19 protein-coding genes and 1 tRNA gene are annotated in these 23,133 nt (G+C 58.8%); 15 read left to right on the top strand and 5 right to left on the bottom strand.

The window, feature by feature from the left end; translation table 11 throughout:
* Genes pgaB through pgaD form a run of 3 tightly spaced genes read left to right on the top strand, consistent with a single transcriptional unit; the run spans position 1 to position 3,879 of the window.
* Positions 1–1,998, top strand: coding sequence for a poly-beta-1,6-N-acetyl-D-glucosamine N-deacetylase PgaB (gene pgaB / locus V6F91_RS15450; RefSeq protein ID WP_332765834.1), 1,998 nt, complete (start codon positions 1–3; stop codon positions 1,996–1,998).
* A 1-nt stretch (position 1,999) separates the two neighbouring features.
* A complete protein-coding gene (gene pgaC / locus V6F91_RS15445; RefSeq protein WP_332765832.1) occupies positions 2,000–3,355 on the top strand; it encodes a poly-beta-1,6-N-acetyl-D-glucosamine synthase in 1,356 nt (451 codons plus the stop codon).
* Positions 3,352–3,879 (top strand): poly-beta-1,6-N-acetyl-D-glucosamine biosynthesis protein PgaD, encoded by a 528-nt coding sequence (gene pgaD / locus V6F91_RS15440; protein ID WP_332765830.1) that lies wholly within the window; start codon positions 3,352–3,354, stop codon positions 3,877–3,879. The genes pgaC and pgaD overlap by 4 nt, the downstream gene beginning before the upstream one ends.
* 140 nt (positions 3,880–4,019) lie before the next feature.
* Here the strand turns inward: pgaD and V6F91_RS15435 are convergent, their stop codons facing one another.
* On the bottom strand, positions 4,020–5,543 hold the full coding sequence (locus V6F91_RS15435) for an FAD-dependent oxidoreductase (protein WP_332765828.1): 1,524 nt from the start codon (positions 5,541–5,543) through the stop codon (positions 4,020–4,022).
* 137 nt (positions 5,544–5,680) lie between these two features.
* On the opposite strand from V6F91_RS15435, the gene V6F91_RS15430 reads away from it, so the two are divergent.
* The 8 genes from V6F91_RS15430 (at position 5,681) to V6F91_RS15395 (ending at position 11,549) form a co-directional block, all read left to right on the top strand.
* Positions 5,681–6,241: a YbhB/YbcL family Raf kinase inhibitor-like protein gene (locus V6F91_RS15430; protein ID WP_332765826.1), complete on the top strand. Its 561-nt coding sequence runs from the start codon at positions 5,681–5,683 to the stop codon at positions 6,239–6,241.
* Positions 6,242–6,305: 64 nt separating this feature from the next.
* Positions 6,306–6,485, top strand: a complete 180-nt coding sequence (locus tag V6F91_RS15425) for a hypothetical protein (RefSeq protein WP_332765824.1) — start codon at positions 6,306–6,308, stop codon at positions 6,483–6,485.
* A 94-nt stretch (positions 6,486–6,579) separates the two neighbouring features.
* Positions 6,580–7,605: a glycosyltransferase gene (locus V6F91_RS15420; protein ID WP_332765822.1), complete on the top strand. Its 1,026-nt coding sequence runs from the start codon at positions 6,580–6,582 to the stop codon at positions 7,603–7,605.
* Positions 7,605–8,753, top strand: coding sequence for an FAD-dependent oxidoreductase (locus V6F91_RS15415; RefSeq protein WP_332765820.1), 1,149 nt, complete (start codon positions 7,605–7,607; stop codon positions 8,751–8,753). The genes V6F91_RS15420 and V6F91_RS15415 overlap by 1 nt, the downstream gene beginning before the upstream one ends.
* On the top strand, positions 8,754–9,536 hold the full coding sequence (locus tag V6F91_RS15410) for a pyridine nucleotide transhydrogenase (protein WP_332765818.1): 783 nt from the start codon (positions 8,754–8,756) through the stop codon (positions 9,534–9,536). It begins immediately after the preceding gene.
* Positions 9,533–10,369 (top strand): sugar phosphate isomerase/epimerase family protein, encoded by an 837-nt coding sequence (locus V6F91_RS15405; RefSeq protein ID WP_332765816.1) that lies wholly within the window; start codon positions 9,533–9,535, stop codon positions 10,367–10,369. The genes V6F91_RS15410 and V6F91_RS15405 overlap by 4 nt, the downstream gene beginning before the upstream one ends.
* Positions 10,366–10,722: an EamA family transporter gene (locus V6F91_RS15400; protein ID WP_332765813.1), complete on the top strand. Its 357-nt coding sequence runs from the start codon at positions 10,366–10,368 to the stop codon at positions 10,720–10,722. Before V6F91_RS15405 ends, V6F91_RS15400 begins: the two co-directional genes overlap by 4 nt.
* A gap of 11 nt (positions 10,723–10,733) precedes the next feature.
* A complete protein-coding gene (locus tag V6F91_RS15395; RefSeq protein WP_332765811.1) occupies positions 10,734–11,549 on the top strand; it encodes a glycosyltransferase family 2 protein in 816 nt (271 codons plus the stop codon).
* 92 nt (positions 11,550–11,641) lie between these two features.
* Here the strand turns inward: V6F91_RS15395 and V6F91_RS15390 are convergent, their stop codons facing one another.
* Both V6F91_RS15390 and V6F91_RS15385 read right to left on the bottom strand, forming a co-directional pair.
* On the bottom strand, positions 11,642–13,429 hold the full coding sequence (locus V6F91_RS15390) for a hypothetical protein (RefSeq protein ID WP_332765810.1): 1,788 nt from the start codon (positions 13,427–13,429) through the stop codon (positions 11,642–11,644).
* A 325-nt stretch (positions 13,430–13,754) separates the two neighbouring features.
* Positions 13,755–13,831 (bottom strand) — tRNA-Arg (locus tag V6F91_RS15385).
* Positions 13,832–14,261: 430 nt separating this feature from the next.
* Here V6F91_RS15385 and gabD point away from each other — a divergent pair.
* From gabD to V6F91_RS15370, 3 genes are all read left to right on the top strand, one after another.
* Complete coding sequence (gabD, locus tag V6F91_RS15380) at positions 14,262–15,704, top strand: NADP-dependent succinate-semialdehyde dehydrogenase (RefSeq protein WP_332765809.1); 1,443 nt, start codon at positions 14,262–14,264, stop codon at positions 15,702–15,704.
* 185 nt (positions 15,705–15,889) lie between these two features.
* A complete protein-coding gene (gabT, locus tag V6F91_RS15375; protein WP_332765807.1) occupies positions 15,890–17,167 on the top strand; it encodes a 4-aminobutyrate--2-oxoglutarate transaminase in 1,278 nt (425 codons plus the stop codon).
* 139 nt (positions 17,168–17,306) lie between these two features.
* Positions 17,307–18,518, top strand: a complete 1,212-nt coding sequence (locus tag V6F91_RS15370; protein WP_332765805.1) for a response regulator — start codon at positions 17,307–17,309, stop codon at positions 18,516–18,518.
* Between the two features lie 137 nt (positions 18,519–18,655).
* On the opposite strand, the gene V6F91_RS15365 is transcribed toward V6F91_RS15370, so the two are convergent.
* Both V6F91_RS15365 and desA read right to left on the bottom strand, forming a co-directional pair.
* Complete coding sequence (locus tag V6F91_RS15365) at positions 18,656–19,645, bottom strand: sensor domain-containing diguanylate cyclase (protein ID WP_332765803.1); 990 nt, start codon at positions 19,643–19,645, stop codon at positions 18,656–18,658.
* A gap of 145 nt (positions 19,646–19,790) precedes the next feature.
* Positions 19,791–20,975, bottom strand: coding sequence for a delta-9 fatty acid desaturase DesA (desA, locus tag V6F91_RS15360; protein ID WP_090288158.1), 1,185 nt, complete (start codon positions 20,973–20,975; stop codon positions 19,791–19,793).
* 146 nt (positions 20,976–21,121) lie between these two features.
* Here desA and dibA point away from each other — a divergent pair, with 146 nt between their 5' ends.
* On the top strand, positions 21,122–23,044 hold the full coding sequence (dibA, locus tag V6F91_RS15355) for a phosphodiesterase DibA (protein ID WP_332765802.1): 1,923 nt from the start codon (positions 21,122–21,124) through the stop codon (positions 23,042–23,044).
* Positions 23,045–23,133 lie beyond the last annotated feature (89 nt).

Here is a 23,133-nt window from a genome sequence, read left to right as displayed (position 1 = left end):
ATGCCTTTTACCTCGCGTTTGATCCTTCTGCTGGGAGCGCTGCTGATCAGCGCCTGTGCCCAGCAGGCCCCGGCCTTCACGCCGCCCTCCGAACGCCCGGTGGTCGCCAGTGAAAAGCCGTGGCCGAAAAACCATGTTTTCGGAATCGCCTATCACGATGTCGAAGACCGTGATCCCGATCAGGCCGTGGTGGCGGTACGCACCGAGCGCATGATCGAACAACTGGCGTGGCTGCGCGAAAACGGCTACCAGCCGGTGACGGTCGACCAGATCATGGCCGCACGCAACGGTGGCCCGGAGCTGCCGGCGAAAGCCGTGCTGCTGAGTTTCGACGACGGTTATGCGAGCTTCTACACCCGCGTACTGCCGGTGCTGCGCGCCTACAACTGGCACGCGCTGCTGGCGCCGGTCGGCAGCTGGGTCGACACGCCGCTCAATCAACCGGTGGATTTCGCCGGCACGCCGCGCGCGCGTTCCGACTTCCTGACCTGGGATCAGGTGCGCGAGATCTCGCAATCCGGTCTGGTGGAAATCGCCGCGCACACCGATGCCAACCACAAGGGCATCCTCGCCAACCCGCAGGGTAACCTGCAGCCGGCCGCCGCGGCCCGACGTTACGACCCGGTCACCAAGCGCTATGAATCCGAAGCTGAATTCCGCGCACGGATTCGCACGGACGTGAGTGATATTTCCGAGAAGATCCGCAAGACCACCGGCAAGAAACCGCGGGTGTGGGTCTGGCCGTATGGTGCGGCGGACGGCACGTCACTGGCGGTGGTCGGCGAGCAGGGCTACGAAATGGCCCTGACGCTGGACGATGGTCTCGACGCCCTCGACAATCTGATGAGCAGCCCGCGTTTCCTGGTCGCCTCCGACCCGGACGGCGAGCATTTCGCCAACAGCGTGGTCGGTGTGCAGGCGCAGCAGGCCATGCGCGTGGTGCATGTCGATCTGGACAACGTCTACGACCCGGACCCGGCACAGCAGGACATCAACCTCGGCAAACTGGTGCAGCGCATGGCCGACCTGGGCGCCAACACGGTGTTCCTGCAGGCCTTCGCCGATCCCAAGGGCGACGGTCTGGTGCACTCGCTGTATTTCCCCAATCGTCACTTGCCGATGCGCGCCGATCTGTTCGACCGTGTCGCTTGGCAGTTGCGTACCCGGGCTCACGTAAAAGTCTACGCGTGGATGCCGGTGCTCAGCTTCGAGCTGGACGCCGCGCTGCCGCGGGTGACGCGCTGGGACCCGAAAACCGCCACCACTTCGGTGGATCCGGATCAGTACAAACGCCTGTCACCGTTCGACCCCGAGGTGCGGCGGATCATTGGCGAGATCTACGAGGACGTGGCGCGACTAACCTCGGTCGACGGCATTCTCTACCACGATGACGCGGTGCTTTCGGACTTCGAAGACGCCGGTCCGCAAGCGCTGAACGCGTACGCCGCTCAGGGTCTGCCGGGTTCGATTGCCGCGCTGCGCGATGACCCGGCAGCGATGCAACGCTGGACGCGCTTCAAGAGCCGCTACCTCATCGATTTCACCAACGAGCTGACGGCCAAGGTCCGCGCTATTCGCGGTCCGCAAGTGCAGACCGCGCGCAACATTTTTGCTGAACCGATGCTCAACCCCGACAGCGAAGCCTGGTTTGCGCAGAACCTCGATGACTTCCTCGCGACCTATGACTGGACCGCCCCGATGGCGATGCCGCTGATGGAGAAGCAGACTCAGGCAGAGTCGGGCCCGTGGCTGGAAAGATTGGTCGCCACGGTCAGCAAACGTCCCGGCGCGCTTAACCGCACCGTGTTCGAATTGCAGGCGCGGGACTGGACCAGGAAGGACCAGGCCGATATCGACGCTGCACAGTTGGCCGACTGGATGGGCCGTCTCAAGCGTCAGGGTGCGACCAGCTTCGGTTATTACCCGGACAATTTTCTCGACAACCTGCCGGACCTGAAAACCGTACGGCCTGCACTCTCCAACAAATGGAATCCCTGAGATGCTGGATAGACTGTTAGCCCTGTTGGTTCTGGCGCTCGTCCTCGGCGTGCCGCTGGGCCTGATCTTCCTGGTCACCGGGCAGTTCCTGATGGACTTCGTGTTCTTCTACCCACTGTTCATGTCGGGCCTGTGGATTGCCGGCGGCCTGTATTTCTGGCTGCACTGGGAGCGCCACTGGCCATGGAAAGACGACACCTTGCCGCCGCCGCTGGCAGGCGAGCCGCTGATCTCGATCCTGATCCCTTGCTACAACGAAGGTGAAAACGCCGCTGACACCATTCACGCGGCGCTGGCCCAGCATTATCCGAACATCGAAGTCATCGCGATCAACGACGGTTCCAGGGACAACACCGCCGAAGTCCTCGATGCGCTGGCCAAGGAAGATCCACGCCTGCGCGTGCTGCATCTGGCGGAGAACCAGGGCAAGGCCGTGGCTCTGCGCATGGGCGCCATTGCCGCGCGCAGTGAGTATCTGGTGTGCATTGACGGTGACGCGCTGTTGGCGCCGAACACCGCAGCCTATCTGGTCGCACCGATGCTGGATAACGCACGCCTTGGCGCGGTGACCGGCAACCCGCGGATTCGCACGCGATCGACGCTGGTCGGGCGGGTGCAGGTCGGCGAGTTCTCGTCGATTATCGGCCTGATCAAGCGCACGCAACGGGTGTTCGGGCGGATCTTTACCGTGTCCGGTGTGATTGTCGCGTTCCGCCGCACGGCGCTGAACCGGGTCGGCTACTGGAGCCCGAACATGATCACCGAAGACATCGATATCAGCTGGAAGCTGCAACTCGATCACTGGAGCATCTTCTATGAGCCGCGAGCGCTGTGCTGGATTCTGATGCCGGAAACTCTCGCTGGTCTGTGGAAGCAGCGCCTGCGCTGGGCTCAGGGCGGTGCCGAAGTGCTGTTCAAGAACATTCGTGGCATCTGGCAGTACCGCCATCGTTATCTGTGGCCGCTGCTGTTCGAATACTGCCTGTCGACCGGTTGGGCATTCACCTTCCTGCTCTCGGTGATTTTCTGGGGCGTGGGCAAGTTCATGGTCTTGCCCGAAGCGATCGCGGTGCATCATTTGATGCCACCGGCGTTTACCGGACTGCTGCTGGCGTTCGTCTGCCTGGTGCAGTTCGCCGTCAGCATCATCATTGATCGCCGCTACGAGCCGGGTTTGGGCAAGACGATGTTCTGGGTGGTCTGGTACCCGATCGCGTTCTGGTTCGTCAGCCTGCTGACCACGCTGGTCAGCTTCCCCAAAGTCTTGTTCGGCCAACATCAGCAACGTGCGCGCTGGGTCAGTCCTGACAGGGGCATCAAACCGATCGGCGACGACGAAGAGGAGGTCATCAAATGAAAATCATCCGGACCCGCCAGCGACCTTTTTTGGTCGTGATCGATGTGCTGGTCACGCTGGTGGCGTGGATCGGCCTGCTGTTCCTGCTGATTCGCGGCCTGTGGCCGTTGGTCGAAACGCACGTCGGCGGGCCGCGCATCGACAACTCGGCATTCGATGCGCTGGGCACTCTGCAGATCTATTTATGGGTGGCGCTGGCCAATGCGGTGGTGCTGATTGGCTGGGCGCGTTATCAACAGCGAAAAAGCCGCAGCTTCGCCCAGCGCCGTTTGCCCTCGCCAGTGATCGACGATCAAGGGCTGAGCAAAAGCTTCAAGCTGTGTGATGATCGCTTGCAGAAACTGCGCACGCCGGGGGTGATGACCATCCACAACGATCAGGACGGCGACATCAGTCATGTGGAAACGCATTTCTGGCCGGTACAACCGGCAGAGCTGCCGCCACCGCTGGCGCCGCTGGAGCATCCGCGGGTGATCTTTTTGCATGCCGAAGATGACGACCAGCGCGAAACCCTGATCCATTAACCGCACCAACCTGATCGTTCCCACGCTCCGCGTGGGAATGCCTCCTGGGACGCTCCGCGTCCAGTGACGCGGAGCGTCACGGGCTGCATTCCCACGCAGGAGCGTGGGAACGATCAGTTCGCGAGAAACGATCGGTGCAGCTAATTGCGAATCAGCTTCCACGCTTCGGCCATTGAAAGCGGCTGTTTCATCCGCTCGGCAAGCAGCGCAATCGCGCGTTGCCTGTCGCACGCCACCGCCGCGACCACGACGCCGTCTTTGGCGAACAGGCCAATGAACGGTGGTTTCTCCGGCTCGCCATCAAACTCGACTTCCTCCCACGCCCCGGCGTGACCGAGATAGTCGTAGTTCTTGCCAAAGTGGAAGGTCCAGAAATACGGCACATCCAGGTAATGCTCATCGCCACCGAGCATGTTGGCGGCCGCAATACGCGCGTGTTGTTGCGCCAGGCGCCAGTGCTCGATGCGTTGCGGCTGGCCGTTCAACGGGAACGTAGCGATGTCGCCGGCGGCCCATAACCCCTCGCTAACGCGCATGCCGCCATCGACGCGCAATGATTGGTCGTCTTCCCTGGGCAATGACGCGAACGCTTCGGTGGCCGGGTGCACGCCGATCCCGGCGAGCACCAGGTCAGCCGCGAGACGCAGACCGTTGTCCAGCAGCACCGCCTCGACCCTGTCCTCACCAAGAATTTCCGTGGCCTCATGGTCAGTGATGAACTTCACCCCATGCGCCTCGTGCAACGCGCGAATCGCCTTGCCGACGGCTTCGCCGAACTGCTTGGCAAAAGGAGTCTCATGGCGGGCCAGTACCGTAACGTCGAGGCCGTGCTGACGCAGCGCCGAAGCGCATTCGAGGGCGATGAAGCTGTCGCCGATGATCACCGCGCGCTGATCCGCTTGAGCGGCGCCGATGATCTGTTCGGCGTGGGTTTTCGAGCGCAGCACGAAGACATTGGCCAGATCGGCGCCAGGCAGCTTCAGCGGGTTCGGCGCGCCGCCGGTAGCCAGTACCGCAGCGTCGTAACGCAGAACTCCGCCGTTATTCAGATGAAGGGTTTTATTCGGCGCCTCGAGTGAGCTGACTTCGCCTTGCACCCGTTCGATGCGCTGCGCTTGGTAGAACGCCTCATCACGCAAGGGCGGTACTTCTTTTGGCGACATCTCGCCGGCGAGAACGAATTTGCTCAGCACCGTACGGTCGTAGCCCGCATCCGCTTCGCCGTCGACCAGTACAATTCGTCCGCCAAAACCTTTCTCCCGCAGCGCGGCTGCACACGCGGTACCTGCCGCACCGGCTCCGACCACGACAAACGTTCTCGGATCGTCGGCAGGCGGCATGTGTGGATCGTGCAGCGGCTGGTCATCGACCCACACTTCATCGCCGCGCAACTCCAGAGGATAACGCTTGAGACTGTCGAGTGAAGGCGGCTCGCACAGGGCACCATCCTCGGCGCGGTACGCGGCTTTATGCCAAGGGCAGATCAACCGCCCATGGCACAACGCGCCCTCCGCCAACGGCGCACCGGCATGCGGACACAGCCCCTGAAACGCGCGCAATTGGCCGTTGGTCCGCAACAGCACGATCTTGCAGTCGCCGATTTCTACTTGCAGGCCTCGATCTTGCGGAACATCGGTGAAACGGGCGACACGGTGCAGGGGCATGGTGATTTCCTCACAGACGTTTTTGTTGTGAACGCGTGCGGCAATTCGAGGTTCAGCCATTTGCTACTGCCACGGCACGAACGGTACGGCTATAGTTTGCAGGCCGACGACGGCCCCACTGCACAAGGTGCTCCCGGATGACCCGATTGACCTCTATCAACCCTTGGCTGGCGGCGGCTGCCGTCGCCCTTTGCGTGCAGTTTCCGGCGCAGGCCCAGGAACGCTTTACCCTGAGCATTCCGGGGGTTTCCGATAACCGCCTGTTCACCTCGGCCGCCGCCAGCGACGCTCCAGGTTGCGGTGGCAAGAACCAGTCGCCCGCGCTGAGCTGGAACGCCGGCCCGGCCGGAACTCAGAGCTACGCCATCGTCATGCATGACCCGGACGGCCAGAAAGGCCTGGGCGTTGACCACTGGATTCACTACGGCATCAAACCGGCGACCCGCCAGATCGCCGCCGGCGTCGGCGCCAAATCCGCCCTCGAAGGCGTCGGCGGCACCAACAGCAAAGGCAACACCCACTACATGGGCCCATGCCCGCCTGTGGGCGACAGCGCGCACCATTACATCATCCAGATCTACGCTCTGGATCTGGCCCCCGATGCATTGCCCGCCGGCCTGACCCGCGCCGAACTGATGGAAAAAATCAAAGGCCATGTCCTGCGTAACAGCAGCGCGGTGCGGCGTTATCACCGCTGAGCATTGGCCTGAGCAGGAAAAAGCGCGCACTATTAAGATACTTTTCAGTGCGCCAGAGGCTGGCATGACACAACGAGTCGACCGAATTGCCCAATTGCTCAACTGCCCGGTCAAAGGCAAGGAGATTCGTCAGGCAATCCTCGAAACCCGAAAGGAAGCGGAGGCGACCGACGAGGAATCTGACGATGCTCAAGCCGGGCCAAACCTGGCGGATACAGGGCAGGACGGCGAGGATGACGTTTGAATCTGACTGCATTTGTATAAAATGCGATACTTCGATTCCGGCGCGTCAAAAGTTCCTCGTTTATTATCAGCCAGCTTAAAAAGTGAAAAATTAAATGGATTTTTATCCGTGCTTCCTTTCTGTCGTGTTTGTCGTTCGCAACCAGTCTCAATCCATCGAGTCGATTCTTACCAGGGCGACCTCGGTGATTGCGCCGATTGTCAGTGATTTCGAATTCATCATTGTCGACAATGCTTCCGAAGATGACACCATCACGGTCATGAAACGCCTGACTAGTGAGCAAGGCATGGCTAATCTGCAAGTTTACGCGCTGACCAAGGAAGTCGACGCCGATTCAGCTTCCTGGGTCGGCATGGAAAGTGCGTTGGGCGATTTTGTCGCAGTCATCGACCCACTGGCGGACGACATACGGTTCCTCCCCCAAATGCTCGACAAGTCGGTCAAAGGGGCCGACGTGGTTTTTGCCAACAATCGCGAAAAACCACAGCAGAGCCTGGCTTACCGTACGGCCTTCACCCTGTTTCATACGTTGTACAACTGGTGCAACGGAGTACATTTGGCCAAAGAGGCGCCGTCCTATCGCATTCTCAGCAAAACCGTAATCAACTACATTCTTCAGCATCCCCAGCCGACGCTTTCCTATCGTCACCTTCCGGCCACCGGTGGTTTTGCGCGCGCCTACCTTGAATACCATGCTGCCGCCCAATCCGCCCCGAAAAAAAGCCTGAGCGACAGTATTGATCGGGGGATGCGTCTTCTGGTGTCGACCACTCGGGCGCCCATGCGTCTGGTGACCGGACTCTCGATGTTCGGTGCCTTGGCGAATCTGGTCTACGGTGTCTATGTAATGATCATTGCCATGCTGAAAATCGATGTCGCGCCGGGCTGGGTCAGTCTTTCACTGCAACAATCGGGCATGTTCTTTCTGATTTCGCTGGTGCTGCTGGTATTGGGTGAGTACATCCTCAACATGGTCAGTCTTTCGAATGAGGGGCCGCGCTACCATGTTGGCCAGGAATTCACCAGCGCGCGCATGACCCGGCTGGAAAAGCTCAACATAGAAGAAGTTGCCGACAAGGCAGCCAAGTCGCCGTTCACTGTTAGCGAACAGGCCTCTTGATGGATCATCCTCATAAGGATGTGGTGGTCATCGGCGGCGGGTTCTACGGTGCCGCGATCGCGATTTATATGGCCAAACAGCGGAATCTGAAGAATGTGGTGTTGATTGAACGAGAGGAGCGTCTGATGCAACGCGCCTCTTACAACAATCAGGCCCGAGTGCATAACGGTTTCCACTATCCGCGCAGCTTCACGACGGCTTACCGCAGTCGTATCAATCTGCCCAGGTTCGTTCGCGATTGGCCAATGGCGGTGAAAACCGATTTCACCAAGCTCTATGCAATCGCGCGTCGTAATTCAAAATGCACGGCGGGGCAATTCGAGCGTTTCTGCCGCGAGATCGGCGCAGCCATCGAACCTGCTGCACCGCCATTGCGAGCGTTGTTCGAGCCCCGTCTCATCGAGGACGTGTTTCTGGTGGAAGAGCATGCGTTCGATTCCACCCGTCTGGCCGCCTGGGCAGAGCGGGAGCTTGCCGAGAGCGGGGTGAAAATTCGTTATCAGACGTGCGTCAAAGCCATTTCCAGAGCTACCGATGCGTTGCAGGTCACGTTGGCCAGACCCGACGGTGTGAGCGAGCAAATGACTGCTCGCTACGTGTTCAATTGCAGCTACAGCGGGTTGAACCAACTGGGTGGCGACTTTCCCGGCGTCAGCACAGGACTGAAGCAGGAAGTCACAGAAATGGCTCTGATGCAGATGCCCGACGCCCTGGTGAATCTGGGGGTTACCGTAATGGATGGGCCGTTCTTCTCGATGATGCCTTTTCCGGCGCGCGGTCTGCATACGCTGTCCCACGTCCGCTATACCCCGCATTTGCACTGGACCGACGCGAAGGGGATCGATCCATACCGGAAACTGGCGGAATACGAGCGCCTCAGTCGCGTAGACCGGATGGTTCGTGACGTCGCTCGTTATATACCGGCAGTGTCGCAAGCCAAGTACAAGGATTCGCTTTTTGAAGTAAAAACCGTGCTGGTTAAAAACGAAGGCGATGACGGTCGGCCGATTCTATTCGAACAGCATGTAGCATTGCCGGGATGCTTTTCGATCCTGGGCGGCAAAATTGACAATATTTACGACGTTCTGGAACGGCTCGATTCGCTTGTGTTCATTTCGAGCGAGCCCCGGAACATGCAGGAGCGGTAAATGAACAACGCACTGATTGGTTTTTCCGGATTCGTGGGCACCACTCTGCTCAAACAGGCGCAATTTCAGTCTCTTTATCGTTCGACCAATATCGCCGATATCGCAGGACAATCATTCGACACCGTCGTATGTGCCGGCGCGCCGGCACAAAAGTGGATCGCCAACCGAGAACCTGAAGCAGACCGCTCGAAGATCGAAGGGTTGATTGCGCACCTGAAGACGCTCAAGTGCCGCCGTTTTATCCTCATCAGTACGGTTGACGTCTTCAAGTCATCGGTAGGTGTCGATGAAGATTCCCCGGTGGACGAGTCCGGTTTGCACGCCTATGGCTTGAACCGTCGTCTGCTGGAAAAGTTTGTGGAGGCGCACTTTCCCGAGCACTTGATCGTACGTCTTCCCGGATTGGTAGGGCCAGGTCTGCGCAAGAATGTCATTTTCGACTTCCTCAATGATAACAATCTGCGTGCCATTGATAGCCGCGGCGTCTTTCAGTTTTACCCGATGATCAATCTCTGGTTCGATATTCAGCTGGCACTCGAGGCGGGCATCAAACTAGTCCATCTGACAGCGCAACCTGTCAGTGTGGCTGCCATTGCGAAGGACGGTTTTGCGCGAGAGTTCGCCAACGCCCTGGACAATCCCGTCGGCTTTTACGACATGCAGACCAAGTATGCGCATGTGTTCGGTGGCGAAGGTCGTTATCAGTACAGCGTGCGCGAGACCCTGTTGGCCGTCAGAGCGTATGCCCAATCCGAGCCGCGCGGGGCGGTTGTAAAACCATGAGACTGGCCATTTCCAACATCGCCTGGGATGTCATTGAAGACGATGCCGTTGCGCAGCTGCTGCGAGCCTATGGCATTGATGCAATCGACATCGCTCCTGGCAAATACTTTCCCGACTGCAGCAAGGCAACCGATGCGGATATTGCACGGGTGAAGGCCTGGTGGGCTCAACATGGCGTCGAGATTACCGGCATGCAGTCATTGCTATTCGGTACCAGTGGTCTCAACGTGTTCGGTGACCCGCAAAGCCAGTCGGCATTGTTGCAGCATCTGACCGGCGTATGTCGTGTCGCGGGACGTCTGGGCGCCACCCGACTGGTGTTCGGCTCGCCGAAGAACCGTGATAGAAGCGGTTTGACCGATCAGCAGGCGCTGGAGGCAGCGGTGGTGTTCTTCCGTCAGTTGGGCGATATCGCCAGGACATGCGGCGTATTCATCTGTCTGGAGCCGAATCCGACCTGTTACGGCGCCAACTTCATGACCACCAGTGCTGAAACGGCTGCTGTGGTCAGGCAAACCGCACACCCGGCCATCCGTATGCAATTGGATACCGGCGCTTTGACAATCAACGATGAGCGGCCCATGGCAGTGCTTGAGGACAGCGCCTCATTGATTGGCCATATCCATGCGAGTGAGCCGAACCTGCTGCCATTGGGCGATGGTTCTACAAACCACGAGAGCATGAGTGCCGCGGTACGGCAATATCTGCCGAATCATCTGGTATCCATCGAAATGGTCGCCACTTCTGCCGAGCCACACCTGGCTTCGATCGAGCGTGCATTGATCAAGGCCGTAGACTGCTACCGGGTCCGGGACGAGGAGCGCAGGCCATGAAATGGATGATCCTGTTGCTGGGAATCATGTCCAACGCGTCAGCGAGTGTCTTGATCAAGATTGCAATGACCCCGCCACGCCGCTTCCCTTCTCCAACCGATCCGCTGGGAGCCTTGAGCAATTGGCCGTTCTGGCTTGGACTGGGTTTGTACGGCACGGCGTTCTTGTTGTACGCCGCCGCGCTTGCACGTTTGCCCTTGAACGTTGCACACCCGGTGCTGACTGCAGGCGCCGTGGCGGCTGTGGCGCTGTCTTCGGTGTTGATTTTTCGAGAGCCCTTTCACTGGACAACCGGTGCAGGGATTTTATTGGTAATCGCCGGCGTGGCTTTGATCACTGCGCGCGTGGCCTGATGGAACACAAGATGACGTCCTCCCTGATTGATCCTGTCGTGCGTAGCTCCTGGCACGTACCCACTTTCGATACACCGCTGTGGCTGGGCCGGCAGCGTGATTTCTGCGTGGTTATTCCGCTGATCAACGAAGGCGAACGGATCAAGAATCTACTGGCGAGAATGGCCGCATGCGATATTCCTTCCCACGCTGACATCATTATTGTCGACGGGGGCAGCACCGATGGCTCGCTGGCGCTGGATGCGTTGCAGCAGGCAGGTGCGCGCGGGTTATTGGTCAAGACCGGTCCAGGCAAGCTCAGCGCGCAGTTGCGTTGCGCCTACGCTTTCGCTCTGGATCAGGGTTACGAAGGCATTGTAACCATTGACGGTAATGACAAGGATGACCCGGATGCCATTCCTCGCTTCATCGAAGCGATGAAGCAAGGGGTGGATTTTGTTCAGGCATCACGTTTCGTGGCAGGGGGCGTCGCAGAAAACACGCCTGCCTCGCGAGATTTTGCGATCCGTTTCATCCATGCGCCGTTGCTGAGCCTGAGCTCCGGGTTCAAATGGACCGACACCACCCAGGGTTTTCGCGCCTACAGCCGCAAACTGCTGCTCGATCCACGCGTGGCGCCTTTTCGTGATGTATTCATGACGTATGAACTGTTGGCCTATCTGTCCTATCGCGCTCCGAAGCTGGGCTTTCAGTGCGTCGAGTTGCCGACGGTACGTCGTTATCCAAAAGGTGAAGTGCCCACCAAGATCAGCGCCTTCAAGGGCAATCTGTCGGTATTGGAGATTCTGTTCAGGGCGTGCCTGGGACAATTCAACCCTAAAAGTTGAGTGCCGCAGCCGTCATCAACATTGAAAACAAAGACCCCGCCTATGGCGGGGTCTTTGTTTTTGTCAGTTGAACGCTTTAGCGGGTGTGCGAGTCATTTCTCCAGCAGTGTGGCAGTGCAATACTTCGAGTCTTTACGGACGACTTTATAGACATGGCCGCCAACAATATCGAAAGCTTCGCCATTGCGCTTCCAGAAATCTTCCGGGGGGCTGTCGGCATAAACGTAATCAGCCTGACAAAGCGTGCGTTTGAACAGATCAATGTTCTTGGCGTTGTCGGTCGTTGGCTGGTTCATGAACCATGTGCGGGTGTACGGCAAGTAGCGTAGCGGTTGAGTTTTCAATCTGAAAATGAAATGACCGAAGCTTGAATCCTTGCCATCAATGTAAATGATCAGCTCGGTACCGGTCGTGTATTTAAGCAACGGCGCTGCTTTCAACCGGTATTCTTCGTGAAGTGGAACGGGTGGTCGTTTTTCCTGAACGAAGAACGAGCTCAGTGGTGGAGCGCTGACATACGCGGCGCCAATCATGATGACTGCAATCAGCAGGCAGCGCAGGATTGAAAGGCCGTCTCTTGCAACGAAATATTGAAGAAAGAATGTGGCAAACAAGGTGACGATGAAGTATCTGGAAAACGACACATGGTCGTTGAACCATCCTGAGGCCACAGCTACATAAGACAGGAAAAGCAGATAGCCAACGGTGGTCAGCAAAAGGAAAGCGAATGTGAGCGCCAGTTCCTTTTGGCTACTGCTCCGGTTGTAAGTCAGCACCAGCGCGGCGGCCGCTGTGATGCAGATGAACATCCACAGCGGGATCCCCGGTGTCAAAAACTCCACTGGATAGGCGGGTGGCAAGAACGCTGAGTGGGGAAACAGGTTGCCCAGAACATGATGCAATCCGATGGAGACATTGCTTAGCAGCCCCGCGCCTGTAAGCATCACCGACATGCCTTCGAACTTAATCGTCAAGTCATGTATCGCGACATACCACTCCCAGGATAAATAAGTCAGCAGAGTCACTGCCAATAATCCCAGCGACCGAGGGAGAATGGTTTTGATCTCCAGTTTGTCGGCAAACATGCGCATGCCGACGTAATAGGCACATGCGAATACTGCGAGGATGATGCCGACATGTTTGAGCAGCACTACCGCTATGACCGCCAGCAAGGCAATCGTGAAGCTGTCGCGGTCATTTTTGTAGGCAAAGCGTAATGCGCACAAGAACAGTAGCGATTGCAACGGGTCAATCAGCAATGTCAGCGTCAATGCCTGATAAAAAGCCAGGTAGGCAAAAAACAGGGTAATGGTGGTGATTGCCCACTTGATACGAGACTCGGAGTTCGACACGCAGTAAATGGTGGAAAGACCCAGAAGCCAAGTAATGAAGTAGGCCGAGGCGACACCGCTACCATGTAGCAAGCTCTCGCCAAAATACCGCAGCAACGATATTCCTGGGATGTAGTTGGGGAAAACCTGGACTTCCTTGTTCGTAGGAAGATTATTCGTCAGAGACAGATACTCGGCTTCAGCACCCCAATGGGAAAACTCATCCCATACCCAGTACTGCGAACCCCATGACAGGACCAGCGCCAGTGCGAACAGTACCGCCAGTTCTATTGCCTGGCGCGCTATGGAAAAACGCTCTGCTCCTCCCCTCACCAGTGTCCATACGCCGGCAATACCGCCAATGGCTGCGCAGGCAAGCACTACCTTCACCCCGACGCCAAGCAGTTGAACACATCCGAAGAGGTAAAGAATGATCATCGCCAATATGAGCGACACAGGATGCTCGCCCCGAAATTTGTTGATGACAAATCTAGAGGTAAACGCTGTTAGTCCAAGAAACACAAAATATGTCAGCAGAACATATTGCACTGGTCCCTCCCTAGGAACTCCAGAGTAAAAATGCGGTGAGTGTTGTTCTCAAGAACCGATAGCCAAAAAGTCGGTTCGGTATTTTTATTATTTGATCACCCTCTGTGGCTGCTTGGTGAATGCACAGGCCCCTTGCGGAGTAACGAGGCTGCCATTAGCCCAGCCGCGCGTTGCGCAGGCAATCACATGGATGATATCGGGGCGGAATACTAACTTAAAACATTGGAGTATTCAGAGGGCGCCAGGCACTGACCGGCGTGTGCAGCAGAATCGTTCAAAAAAACGAAAAAAAACCTCCGGTGTGATCACCCGAGGCTTCGTTATATGGTGCACCAGGCGGGATTCGAACCCACGACCCCTGCCTTCGGAGGGCAGTACTCTATCCAGCTGAGCTACTGGTGCAGCGGGCGACATCATACCTAGGTCGACTCGGGGCGTCCATGCCGGGTTTCGGCGGGTTTTGTCAGGGGGCGTGTCGGTGAAATCGCTGCATTCCAGAAAGCGGTAACGTCCTGCAAAACCCTCGCTTGGCGCTTTGCCGGGGTTGATCTAAGGTTTTTCCTGCGGTACGGGTTTCTGGTGCGTTGATCTGAAAAACGGCGTTTTTGTTCTTTTTTTCGAACGACCTATTGTCCTTTAACCCCTTTGATCCTACGATCCGTTTGAGATTTCAAACGCTCTTTGCTGGGTGTCGAAGCGCTGGTGTATTGAATCGTGCACTGTTGATGCGCCACACCCGGTCACTGATTTCCCTGACGGCAGCCTCTCGAGGCGCCTTTCTACAATCATAATTTGCTCCGCGCTGGCCGCGGTGCTGTTAAGGAAAGCCGACATGCAGCTTAAAGACACCCAGTTGTTCCGCCAGCAAGCCTTCATTGATGGCGCTTGGGTCAATGCGGACAACGGTCAGACGATCAAGGTCAACAACCCGGCCACTGGCGAAATCCTCGGCACCGTGCCGAAGATGGGCGCTGCCGAGACCCGTCGTGCCATCGAAGCCGCTGACAAGGCGCTGCCGGCCTGGCGTGCGCTGACCGCCAAAGAGCGTGCCGGCAAGCTGCGTCGCTGGTTCGAACTGATGATCGAAAACCAGGACGACCTCGCGCGCCTGATGACCCTTGAGCAGGGCAAGCCGCTGGCCGAAGCCAAGGGCGAAATCGTTTACGCCGCGTCGTTCATCGAATGGTTCGCTGAAGAAGCCAAGCGCATCTACGGTGATGTGATTCCGGGCCACCAGCCGGACAAGCGCCTGATCGTGATCAAGCAGCCGATCGGCGTCACCGCCGCGATCACGCCATGGAACTTCCCGGCGGCGATGATCACCCGCAAGGCCGGTCCAGCCCTGGCCGCCGGTTGCACCATGGTGCTCAAACCAGCTTCGCAAACCCCGTTTTCCGCTTTCGCACTCGCCGAACTGGCCCAGCGCGCGGGCATTCCGGCGGGCGTGTTCAGCGTGGTGTCCGGCAGTGCCGGCGACATTGGCAGCGAGCTGACCAGCAACCCGATCGTGCGCAAGCTGTCGTTCACCGGCTCGACCGAAATCGGTCGCCAGTTGATGGCCGAATGCGCCAAGGACATCAAGAAAGTCTCGCTGGAACTGGGCGGCAACGCGCCGTTCATCGTGTTCGACGACGCGGACCTGGATAAGGCCGTCGAAGGCGCGATCATCTCCAAGTACCGCAACAACGGCCAGACCTGCGTCTGCGCCAACCGTCTGTACATTCAGGACGCGGTCTACGACGCGTTCGCCGAGAAGCTGAAAGTGGCCGTGGCCAAACTGAAAATCGGCAACGGTCTGGAAGACGGCACCACCACTGGCCCGCTGATCGACGAAAAAGCCGTGGCCAAGGTGCAAGAGCATATCGCTGACGCGGTGAGCAAAGGCGCGACCGTTTTGGCCGGCGGCAAGGCGATGGAAGGTAACTTCTTCGAACCGACCATCCTCACCAACGTGCCGAAAAACGCTGCGGTGGCCAAGGAAGAAACCTTCGGCCCGCTGGCGCCACTGTTCCGCTTCAAAGACGAAGCCGAAGTGATCGCGATGTCCAACGACACTGAATTCGGTCTGGCCTCGTACTTCTATGCGCGCGACCTTGGCCGTGTGTTCCGCGTCGCCGAAGCGTTGGAATACGGCATGGTCGGCGTCAATACCGGGCTGATCTCCAACGAAGTCGCGCCGTTCGGCGGCATCAAGGCTTCGGGCCTGGGCCGTGAAGGCTCCAAGTACGGCATCGAAGATTATCTGGAAATCAAATACCTCTGCCTGGGCATCTAAGCCCTGCAAGAGATCGTAGTAAACGCAAAGGGCACGAGAGCGCTGTCCCTTTGCGTGGTTTGAAACCTGCATTTTCTCTGCGGCCGGGAACGCCGTGGCAGTCGATCATCGCATGCTGCCACCGCCGATTCCTCCCGCTTCATCCTTGAACCACGCCGCCCGATGAGCGGCGAATGAGGACTGTAATGAGCAAGACTAACGCTGAACTGATGGCCCGTCGTACCGCCGCTGTACCACGCGGTGTTGGCCAGATTCACCCGATCTTCGCCGAGTCCGCGAAGAACGCGACCGTAACCGACGTTGAAGGTCGTGAGTTCATCGACTTCGCCGGTGGTATCGCGGTACTCAACACCGGCCACGTGCACCCGAAAATCATCGCCGCCGTGACCGAGCAGCTGAACAAGCTGACCCACACCTGCTTCCAGGTACTGGCCTACGAGCCGTACGTTGAGCTGTGCGAAAAAATCAACGCCAAGGTCCCGGGTGATTTTGCCAAGAAAACCCTGCTGGTCACCACCGGTTCCGAAGCCGTCGAAAACGCCGTGAAGATCGCCCGTGCCGCCACTGGCCGCGCTGGCGTGATCGCTTTCACCGGCGCCTACCACGGCCGCACCATGATGACCCTGGGTCTGACCGGTAAAGTCGTACCGTACTCGGCCGGCATGGGCCTGATGCCAGGCGGCATCTTCCGCGCGTTGTACCCGAACGAGCTGCACGGCGTGAGCATCGACGATTCGATCGCTTCCATCGAACGCATCTTCAAGAACGACGCCGAGCCGAAAGACATCGCTGCGATCATCATCGAGCCGGTACAGGGTGAAGGTGGTTTCTACGTCGCGCCGAAAGAATTCATGAAGCGCCTGCGCGCGCTGTGCGACCAGCACGGCATCCTGCTGATCGCTGACGAAGTGCAGACCGGCGCTGGCCGTACCGGTACGTTCTTCGCCATGGAGCAGATGGGCGTTGCTGCCGATCTGACCACCTTCGCCAAATCCATCGCTGGCGGTTTCCCGCTGGCCGGTGTGTGCGGCAAAGCCGAATACATGGACGCCATCGCTCCAGGCGGCCTGGGCGGCACCTACGCCGGTAGCCCGATCGCTTGCGCCGCTGCGCTGGCGGTGATGGAAGTGTTCGAAGAAGAACACCTGCTGGACCGCTGCAAGGCCGTCGGCGAGCGTCTGGTCACTGGCCTGAAAAACATTCAGGCCAAATACCCGGTCATTGGCGAAGTGCGCGCTCTGGGCGCAATGATCGCAGTCGAGCTGTTCGAGAACGGTGACAGCCACAAGCCAAACCCGACTGCCGTAGCGGCCGTGGTGGCCAAGGCTCGCGACAAGGGGCTGATCCTGCTGTCCTGCGGCACTTACGGCAACGTGCTGCGCGTACTCGTACCGCTGACCTCGCCGGACGAGCAACTGGACCAAGGTCTGGCAATCATCGAAGAATGCTTCTCGGAGCTATAAGCCCGGTATTGTGTGATCGGTTCGACAAAAAACCCGCTTCGGCGGGTTTTTTCATGCCGGCGCAAACATATCGGCGTTTAGCGCTGTCTCGATTGGCCAGCATTGGCTAAGGTTCAAGGCATTGCCAGGGAGTGCGTGCATGATTGCCGTTGAATTACCCGCCGTACCGCGCGTGTTGATTGCCGAGGCCGACCCATGGTCGCGCGATCTGCTTAAACAAGTGCTACTGAACGTGCGTTGCGATGCGCGGCTGGATCTGTGTGCCGATGGTCAGCAAGCGCTGTCAATGCTCACCGAAATTCCCTATGACCTGGCCATCGTCGATTGGGAATTGCCCGGCGTCGATGGTTTGAACGTGCTGCGCAGCGTGCGTCAGCGCAAGCGCAACCCGCCGCTGCCATTCATTTTGATGAGCAGCCGCAACGACAGTGCCAGCGTGCGCGAAGCCATCCCGCTCGCACCGACGGCGTATCTGACCAAACCATTGAACATGGAGGGCCTGACCGAGCGTCTGCAGGGTTTGCTGCTCAACGCCGGGCAGGAGGTGTTCTGTGAAGTGCCGGCCCTTGCGCCGGGCATGACCCTGGCGGTGTTTCTTGAGCGGCGCCGTGAGCAAACCGACGGCGCGCCGTTGATGACCGATGTGCAAGTGGCGGTGAAGCGCAGCCTCAATCCCGATGGCCTCGACCTGAAGCTGCTCGAAGAAGAGGTTCGCACCGATCCGCAGATCACGGCTGTACTGATCGCCGCGGCGAACAGCGCGGCGCAGCACCATGGCGCGCCGGTGCAGACACTGGCGCAAGCCCTGCATCGGCTGGGCACCGGGCAAAGCATGAATCTGATCCTCGGCCTGGCGCTCAAGCGCAGTGCCCGGCTCAGCGATCCGTGTCTGGCGGACTACGCCGAGCGTTATTGGGGTTTGTCCCTGCACACTGCTGAATATGCGCGCACTCTGGCGCGGTTGCTCGATCTGGATCAGGAGCGCTGCTATTGCGCCGGCATGCTGCACCGCCTCGGCGATCTGGCCCTGCTGCGCTGTCTGCAGGAGTGGCAGCAGTCGGGCGGGGCACTGGACGAGCAGGAGGAAGTCGGCGAAGCGCTGGCACAGTTCGGTGCGGCCTATGGCTCTGCGCTGCGCACGCGCTGGCGTCTGCCGCTGGAACTGCGCGAGCTGATCGCCTCGGTTTATCAACTCGGCGGAGGCGTGTATTCGCGCGAGGCGCTGGTGATGAACATGGCAGCGCAGATGGCGCGGCTGACCGAGCATGAGGGTGTCGAGGAACTGGCGAAGAGTCGTACCGCGCGGTTGTTGAAGATTGGTTTGCCGGAGCTGATGCGGATGCGCAAATAACCGGAGCGCATAAATCCCAATGTAGGAGTGAGCCTGCTCGCGATAGCGGAGGGTCAGTCGAAGGGTTATTGCCTGATACTCCGCTATCGCGAGCAGGCTCACTCCTACAGTTAATCCGGGTGGGGCTGTGTATTGCGTCAGGCAGAGATGATGCGGTTCTTGCCTTGGCGCTTGGCTTCATACATCGCCGCATCTGCACGGGCGAACAGGTTGTCGAGGCTTTTGTCTTCGTCGGTGAGGCTGGTCAGCCCTTGGCTCACGGTGATGCCGAACGTCTGGCCGTCATGGCTGAACCGTAAACGCTGAATCTCCAGCTGCAAGCGTTCCGCCACTTGCATGGCCATCTCTGGGGCGCATCCGGGGAACACCGCGGCAAACTCCTCACCACCAATTCGCCCGAACAGATCGCCCCGGCGCAATGAGCTGCGTCCGCACTCGGCTATCCGTTGCAACACGTTGTCGCCTTCCGGGTGGCCGTAGCTGTCGTTGATCGCTTTGAAGTCATCGATATCCAGCAGCAAAAACGCCATCGGCGTACCGCGCAGGCGTGCTTCTTCGAATTCGCGGTTGGCGCATTCGAAGAAGTGTCGGCGGTTACTGCTTTGCGTCAACACATCGGTGGTTGCCAGGCGTTGCAGCTCGGTTTCCATGTGCTTCTTGTCGGTGATGTCTTCGGCGATGCCGACGATGATCACTGGTTGGTCTGGATCGTCCTGGCGATTGATGAAGCATTTGTCGCTGAGCCAGCGCACCTGACCGTCGGCGGCGATGATCCGGTACTCGCGATCTTCCACCGCGCCCTTGTGCAGCACCTCGGCGAGGCTGCGCTCGGCATAGTCCAGATCATCGGGGTAAATGCTGTCGCGCCACTGGTTGTAGTCACCGAGCAGCAGCCCGGCAGAGCGACCGAAAATCCGTTCATAGGCGGGGCTGACGTACAGCACCTGACGGGTCTCCCAGTTGAATGCCCAGAGCACAGCGTTGACGCTGACCAGCAAGGAACTGAACAACTGTTCGCGCTCGCTCAGGCGTGCAACCTCACCTTGCGCATGCATCAGCGCCATCAGGGTTTGCGCGGCCTCGGGCCACTGCGGGACGGATGAGTCTTTTGGATTGTTGTTGACCATCGGCACAAATCTCAAAGGGCGTGCCGCGATTTCGACAGCGGCCACAATACAGCCCGCCGGGGTGGCGAAGTGTCTTTGAGATAGGTGATTTTCGGCGAAGTTCAAAACGGTGCACTCGCCTGGGCGAGTGCACCGATCAACGGTCTCAGACTGCTGCAGGACGCAGCGAGTAGGTTTTCAACTGGTCGGCGAATTCACGCAGGGACTGAATGCCGCTGGCCTCGGCCTCGTGAATCCAGTCCTTGATGGCGGCGAGCATGTCATGGCCATTCGAACTGGTCTTGACCCAGATCTGTTGCAGGGCCAGACGTTTTTCGTAAATGACTTTCAATGCCTGGCTGTGCTCGAGCATGGTCTGGATGCGTAGATGATGACGGTCTTCCAGCAGGCTGGTCTCGCGCGACAGCAGGCGCTTGGCGCGGTGGAACTGGTGGCGGACCGAGTGATCGACCTTGGCCAGCTCCTGCTTGACCAGCGGACCGATCACCAGCTTGCGGTACTGGGCCATGATCTGGAAGCGGTTGTTGAGGATCGCCATGGCGGTGTCCATGTCCAGGCTGCCCTTGCCTTCGACCCGGTGCGCGATCGGCGCAACTCGCTGAACCCTGGCCAGACCGAGGAAGCTGAAGACCTTGATCCACGCCCAGCCGAGGTCGAATTCCCACTTTTTCACCGACAGCTTGGCCGAGTTGGGGTAGGTGTGATGGTTGTTGTGCAGTTCTTCGCCGCCGATCAGGATGCCCCAAGGCACCAGATTGGTCGCGGCGTCGCGGCATTCGAAGTTGCGATAGCCGACCGCGTGGCCCAGACCGTTGATCACACCGGCGGCCCACACCGGGATCCACATCATCTGGATCGCCCAGATGGTGATGCCGATGGTGCCGAACAGCAGCAGATCGATAACGCCCATGATTGCCACGCCCAGCAGCGGGAAACGACTGTAGAGGTTGCGCTCGATCCAGTCTTCCGGGCAGTTCTTGCCGTAGATGCGCAGGGTTTCCGGGTTCTGCGCTTCGGCGCGGTACAGCTCGGCACCGGTGCGCAGCACCGTGGACAGGCCTTTGATTACCGGGCTGTGCGGGTCATCTTCGGTTTCGCATTTGGCGTGGTGTTTGCGGTGGATGGCCGTCCACTCGCGGGTGTTCTGCGCTGTGGTCAGCCACAGCCAGAAGCGGAAAAAGTGTTTCAGACCGGCATTCAGCTCCAGCGAGCGATGCGCTGAATAACGGTGCAGATAGACCGTGACGGCAACAATCGTCACATGAGTCATCAGCAGGGTGACCGCGACCAGCGACCAGGCCGACAAGCCAAGAAAACCTTCGTACCACATAGGCTATAGGGCCCTCGATAAAGATAAAAACAGCCGTTGCATTATCACCAAGCACACGGATAAAACCAGTCGCCCTTCAAGGAAAGCGTCGCTGGATGTTTCTTGACCTATAATTCCAACCTTTTTGTAGGGACATGGACAGTCGAATGCCTGCCACTTACCGCGATGCCTTGCGCGTAGCGCTGCTCTATCTCGTGATCGCTGCTGTTTGGCTGCAAGGTGTTGATCATTTATTAAACAGTTTCTTCAATGACTCCGTCGATATCGCGCGATGGAAACTGATCAACGGTTACCTGTTTGCCGCGGTGAGTGCCGGCTTGATCTTTCTGGCGCGGGCGCGCCTGTACGGTTTTCTCGGCATCGGCGCACGGTTGCGCGAGCGTCACGCCGATCGCGAGCGTTTGCGTCAGGCGGCAGCGGTGTTCGACTGCACTCGCGAAGGCGTGCTGGTCACCAATCATCAGGGGCTGATCGTCCACGTCAATCGCGCGTTCATGGCGATCACCGGTTATCAACGCGAAGAAGTTATCGGCCAGCAGCCGAGCCTGTTCAAGTCCGGCCATCATCCGCCGGGTTTCTATCAAGCCATGTTCGCCACGTTGCAGGCGCAGGGCGAATGGAGCGGGGAGATCTGGAACCGGCGCAAAAGCGGCGAAATTTATCCACAGTGGCAAACCATCCGCGTGATTCACGATGATCACGGTCGGCTCAGCCATTACGTCGCGGTGTTTTCCGATATCAGTGCGATCAAGCATTCCGAGGAGGAACTCAAACACCTCGCCCACCATGATCCGCTGACCGATCTGCCCAATCGCCTGCTGTTCGGCGACCGCACCGAACAGGCGCTGGCCTGGGCGCAAACCCACAAGCGCGGTTGCGCGCTGCTGATGCTCGATCTCGATCACTTCAAAATGATCAATGACAGCCTCGGCCATAACGTGGGCGATCGCTTGCTCAAGGCCGTGGCGGCGCGTTTGCAGGGGTTGTTCGGTCCTGGCATCACCCTGGCGCGGCTCGGCGGAGACGAGTTCGCCGTGCTCGCCGAAAGTTGTCCACAGCCGGTGCAGGCGGCGGCGCTGGCGCAACGCATGCTCGATACATTCAAGGACGCGTTCCGCGTGGATGTCCACGAATTGTTGATCAACGCCAGCATCGGCATCAGCCTGTTCCCCAGCGATGCCTTGAGCGCCGAGCAACTGCTGCGCAATGCCGATGCCGCTTTGTTCAAGGCCAAAAGCAGCGGGCGCAACGGGTACGCCTTGTACACCGAAGAACTCACTGCCCACGCCCAACAACGCGTGGAACTCGCCTTTGAATTGCGCCGCGCGCTGGCGCAACAGGAGCTGCGGGTTTACTACCAACCGGTGCATGACCTGCCAAGCGGCCGCCTGATCGGCGTAGAAGCCCTGGTGCGCTGGCAGCATCCGCAACGCGGTCTGGTCTCGCCCGCAGAATTCATCCCGATTGCCGAGCGCACCGGGCTGATTGCTGAAATCGATGCCTGGGTCATGCAGCAGGCTTGCCGGCAGATGTGCCAGTGGCAGCAGGCCGGCGTGGTGCTGTCGTTTGTCGCGGTGAATGTGTCGTCGCGACTGTTTGCCCGCCGCGAGCTGTACCAGCAGGTGGCGCAGGTGCTGCACGACACCGGACTGGAACCGGCGTTTCTGGAGCTGGAAGTGACCGAAAGTGCGGTCATGGACGATCCGGAAGTCGCGCTTGAGCAGATGCATCGTTTGCGTGAGCTGGGTATCCGCCTGGCGATTGATGACTTTGGCACCGGCTATTCATCGCTGTTGCGGCTCAAGCGTTTGCCGGTACAGAAACTCAAGATCGATCAGGGCTTCGTCGCCGGTTTGCCGTGGGATGAGGATGACGTGGCGATTGTCCGGGTGATCATCGCACTGGCGCGCAGCATGGGCATGCAGGTGCACGCCGAGGGTATTGAGCAGGTTGAGCAGGCGAAATTTCTGCTCGAACAGGAATGCGATCTGGGGCAAGGCTACTGGTTTGGCCGGCCAGTGCCGGCGCAGGAGATTGAGCATTCCCTCGGGATGGGTGGGAAGAGCTGATTTTCTGGTTATATAAACATTCTTAAATAGTCTTTTTAAGAATATCCGTACCTCTCTTATATTGCTCCCACGCCGAACGCAGTGCCGCC

Source organism: Pseudomonas koreensis (assembly GCF_036668835.1).
Lineage (GTDB): Bacteria > Pseudomonadota > Gammaproteobacteria > Pseudomonadales > Pseudomonadaceae > Aquipseudomonas > Aquipseudomonas koreensis_I.
This window is presented reverse-complemented; position numbering and strand designations above follow the sequence as displayed.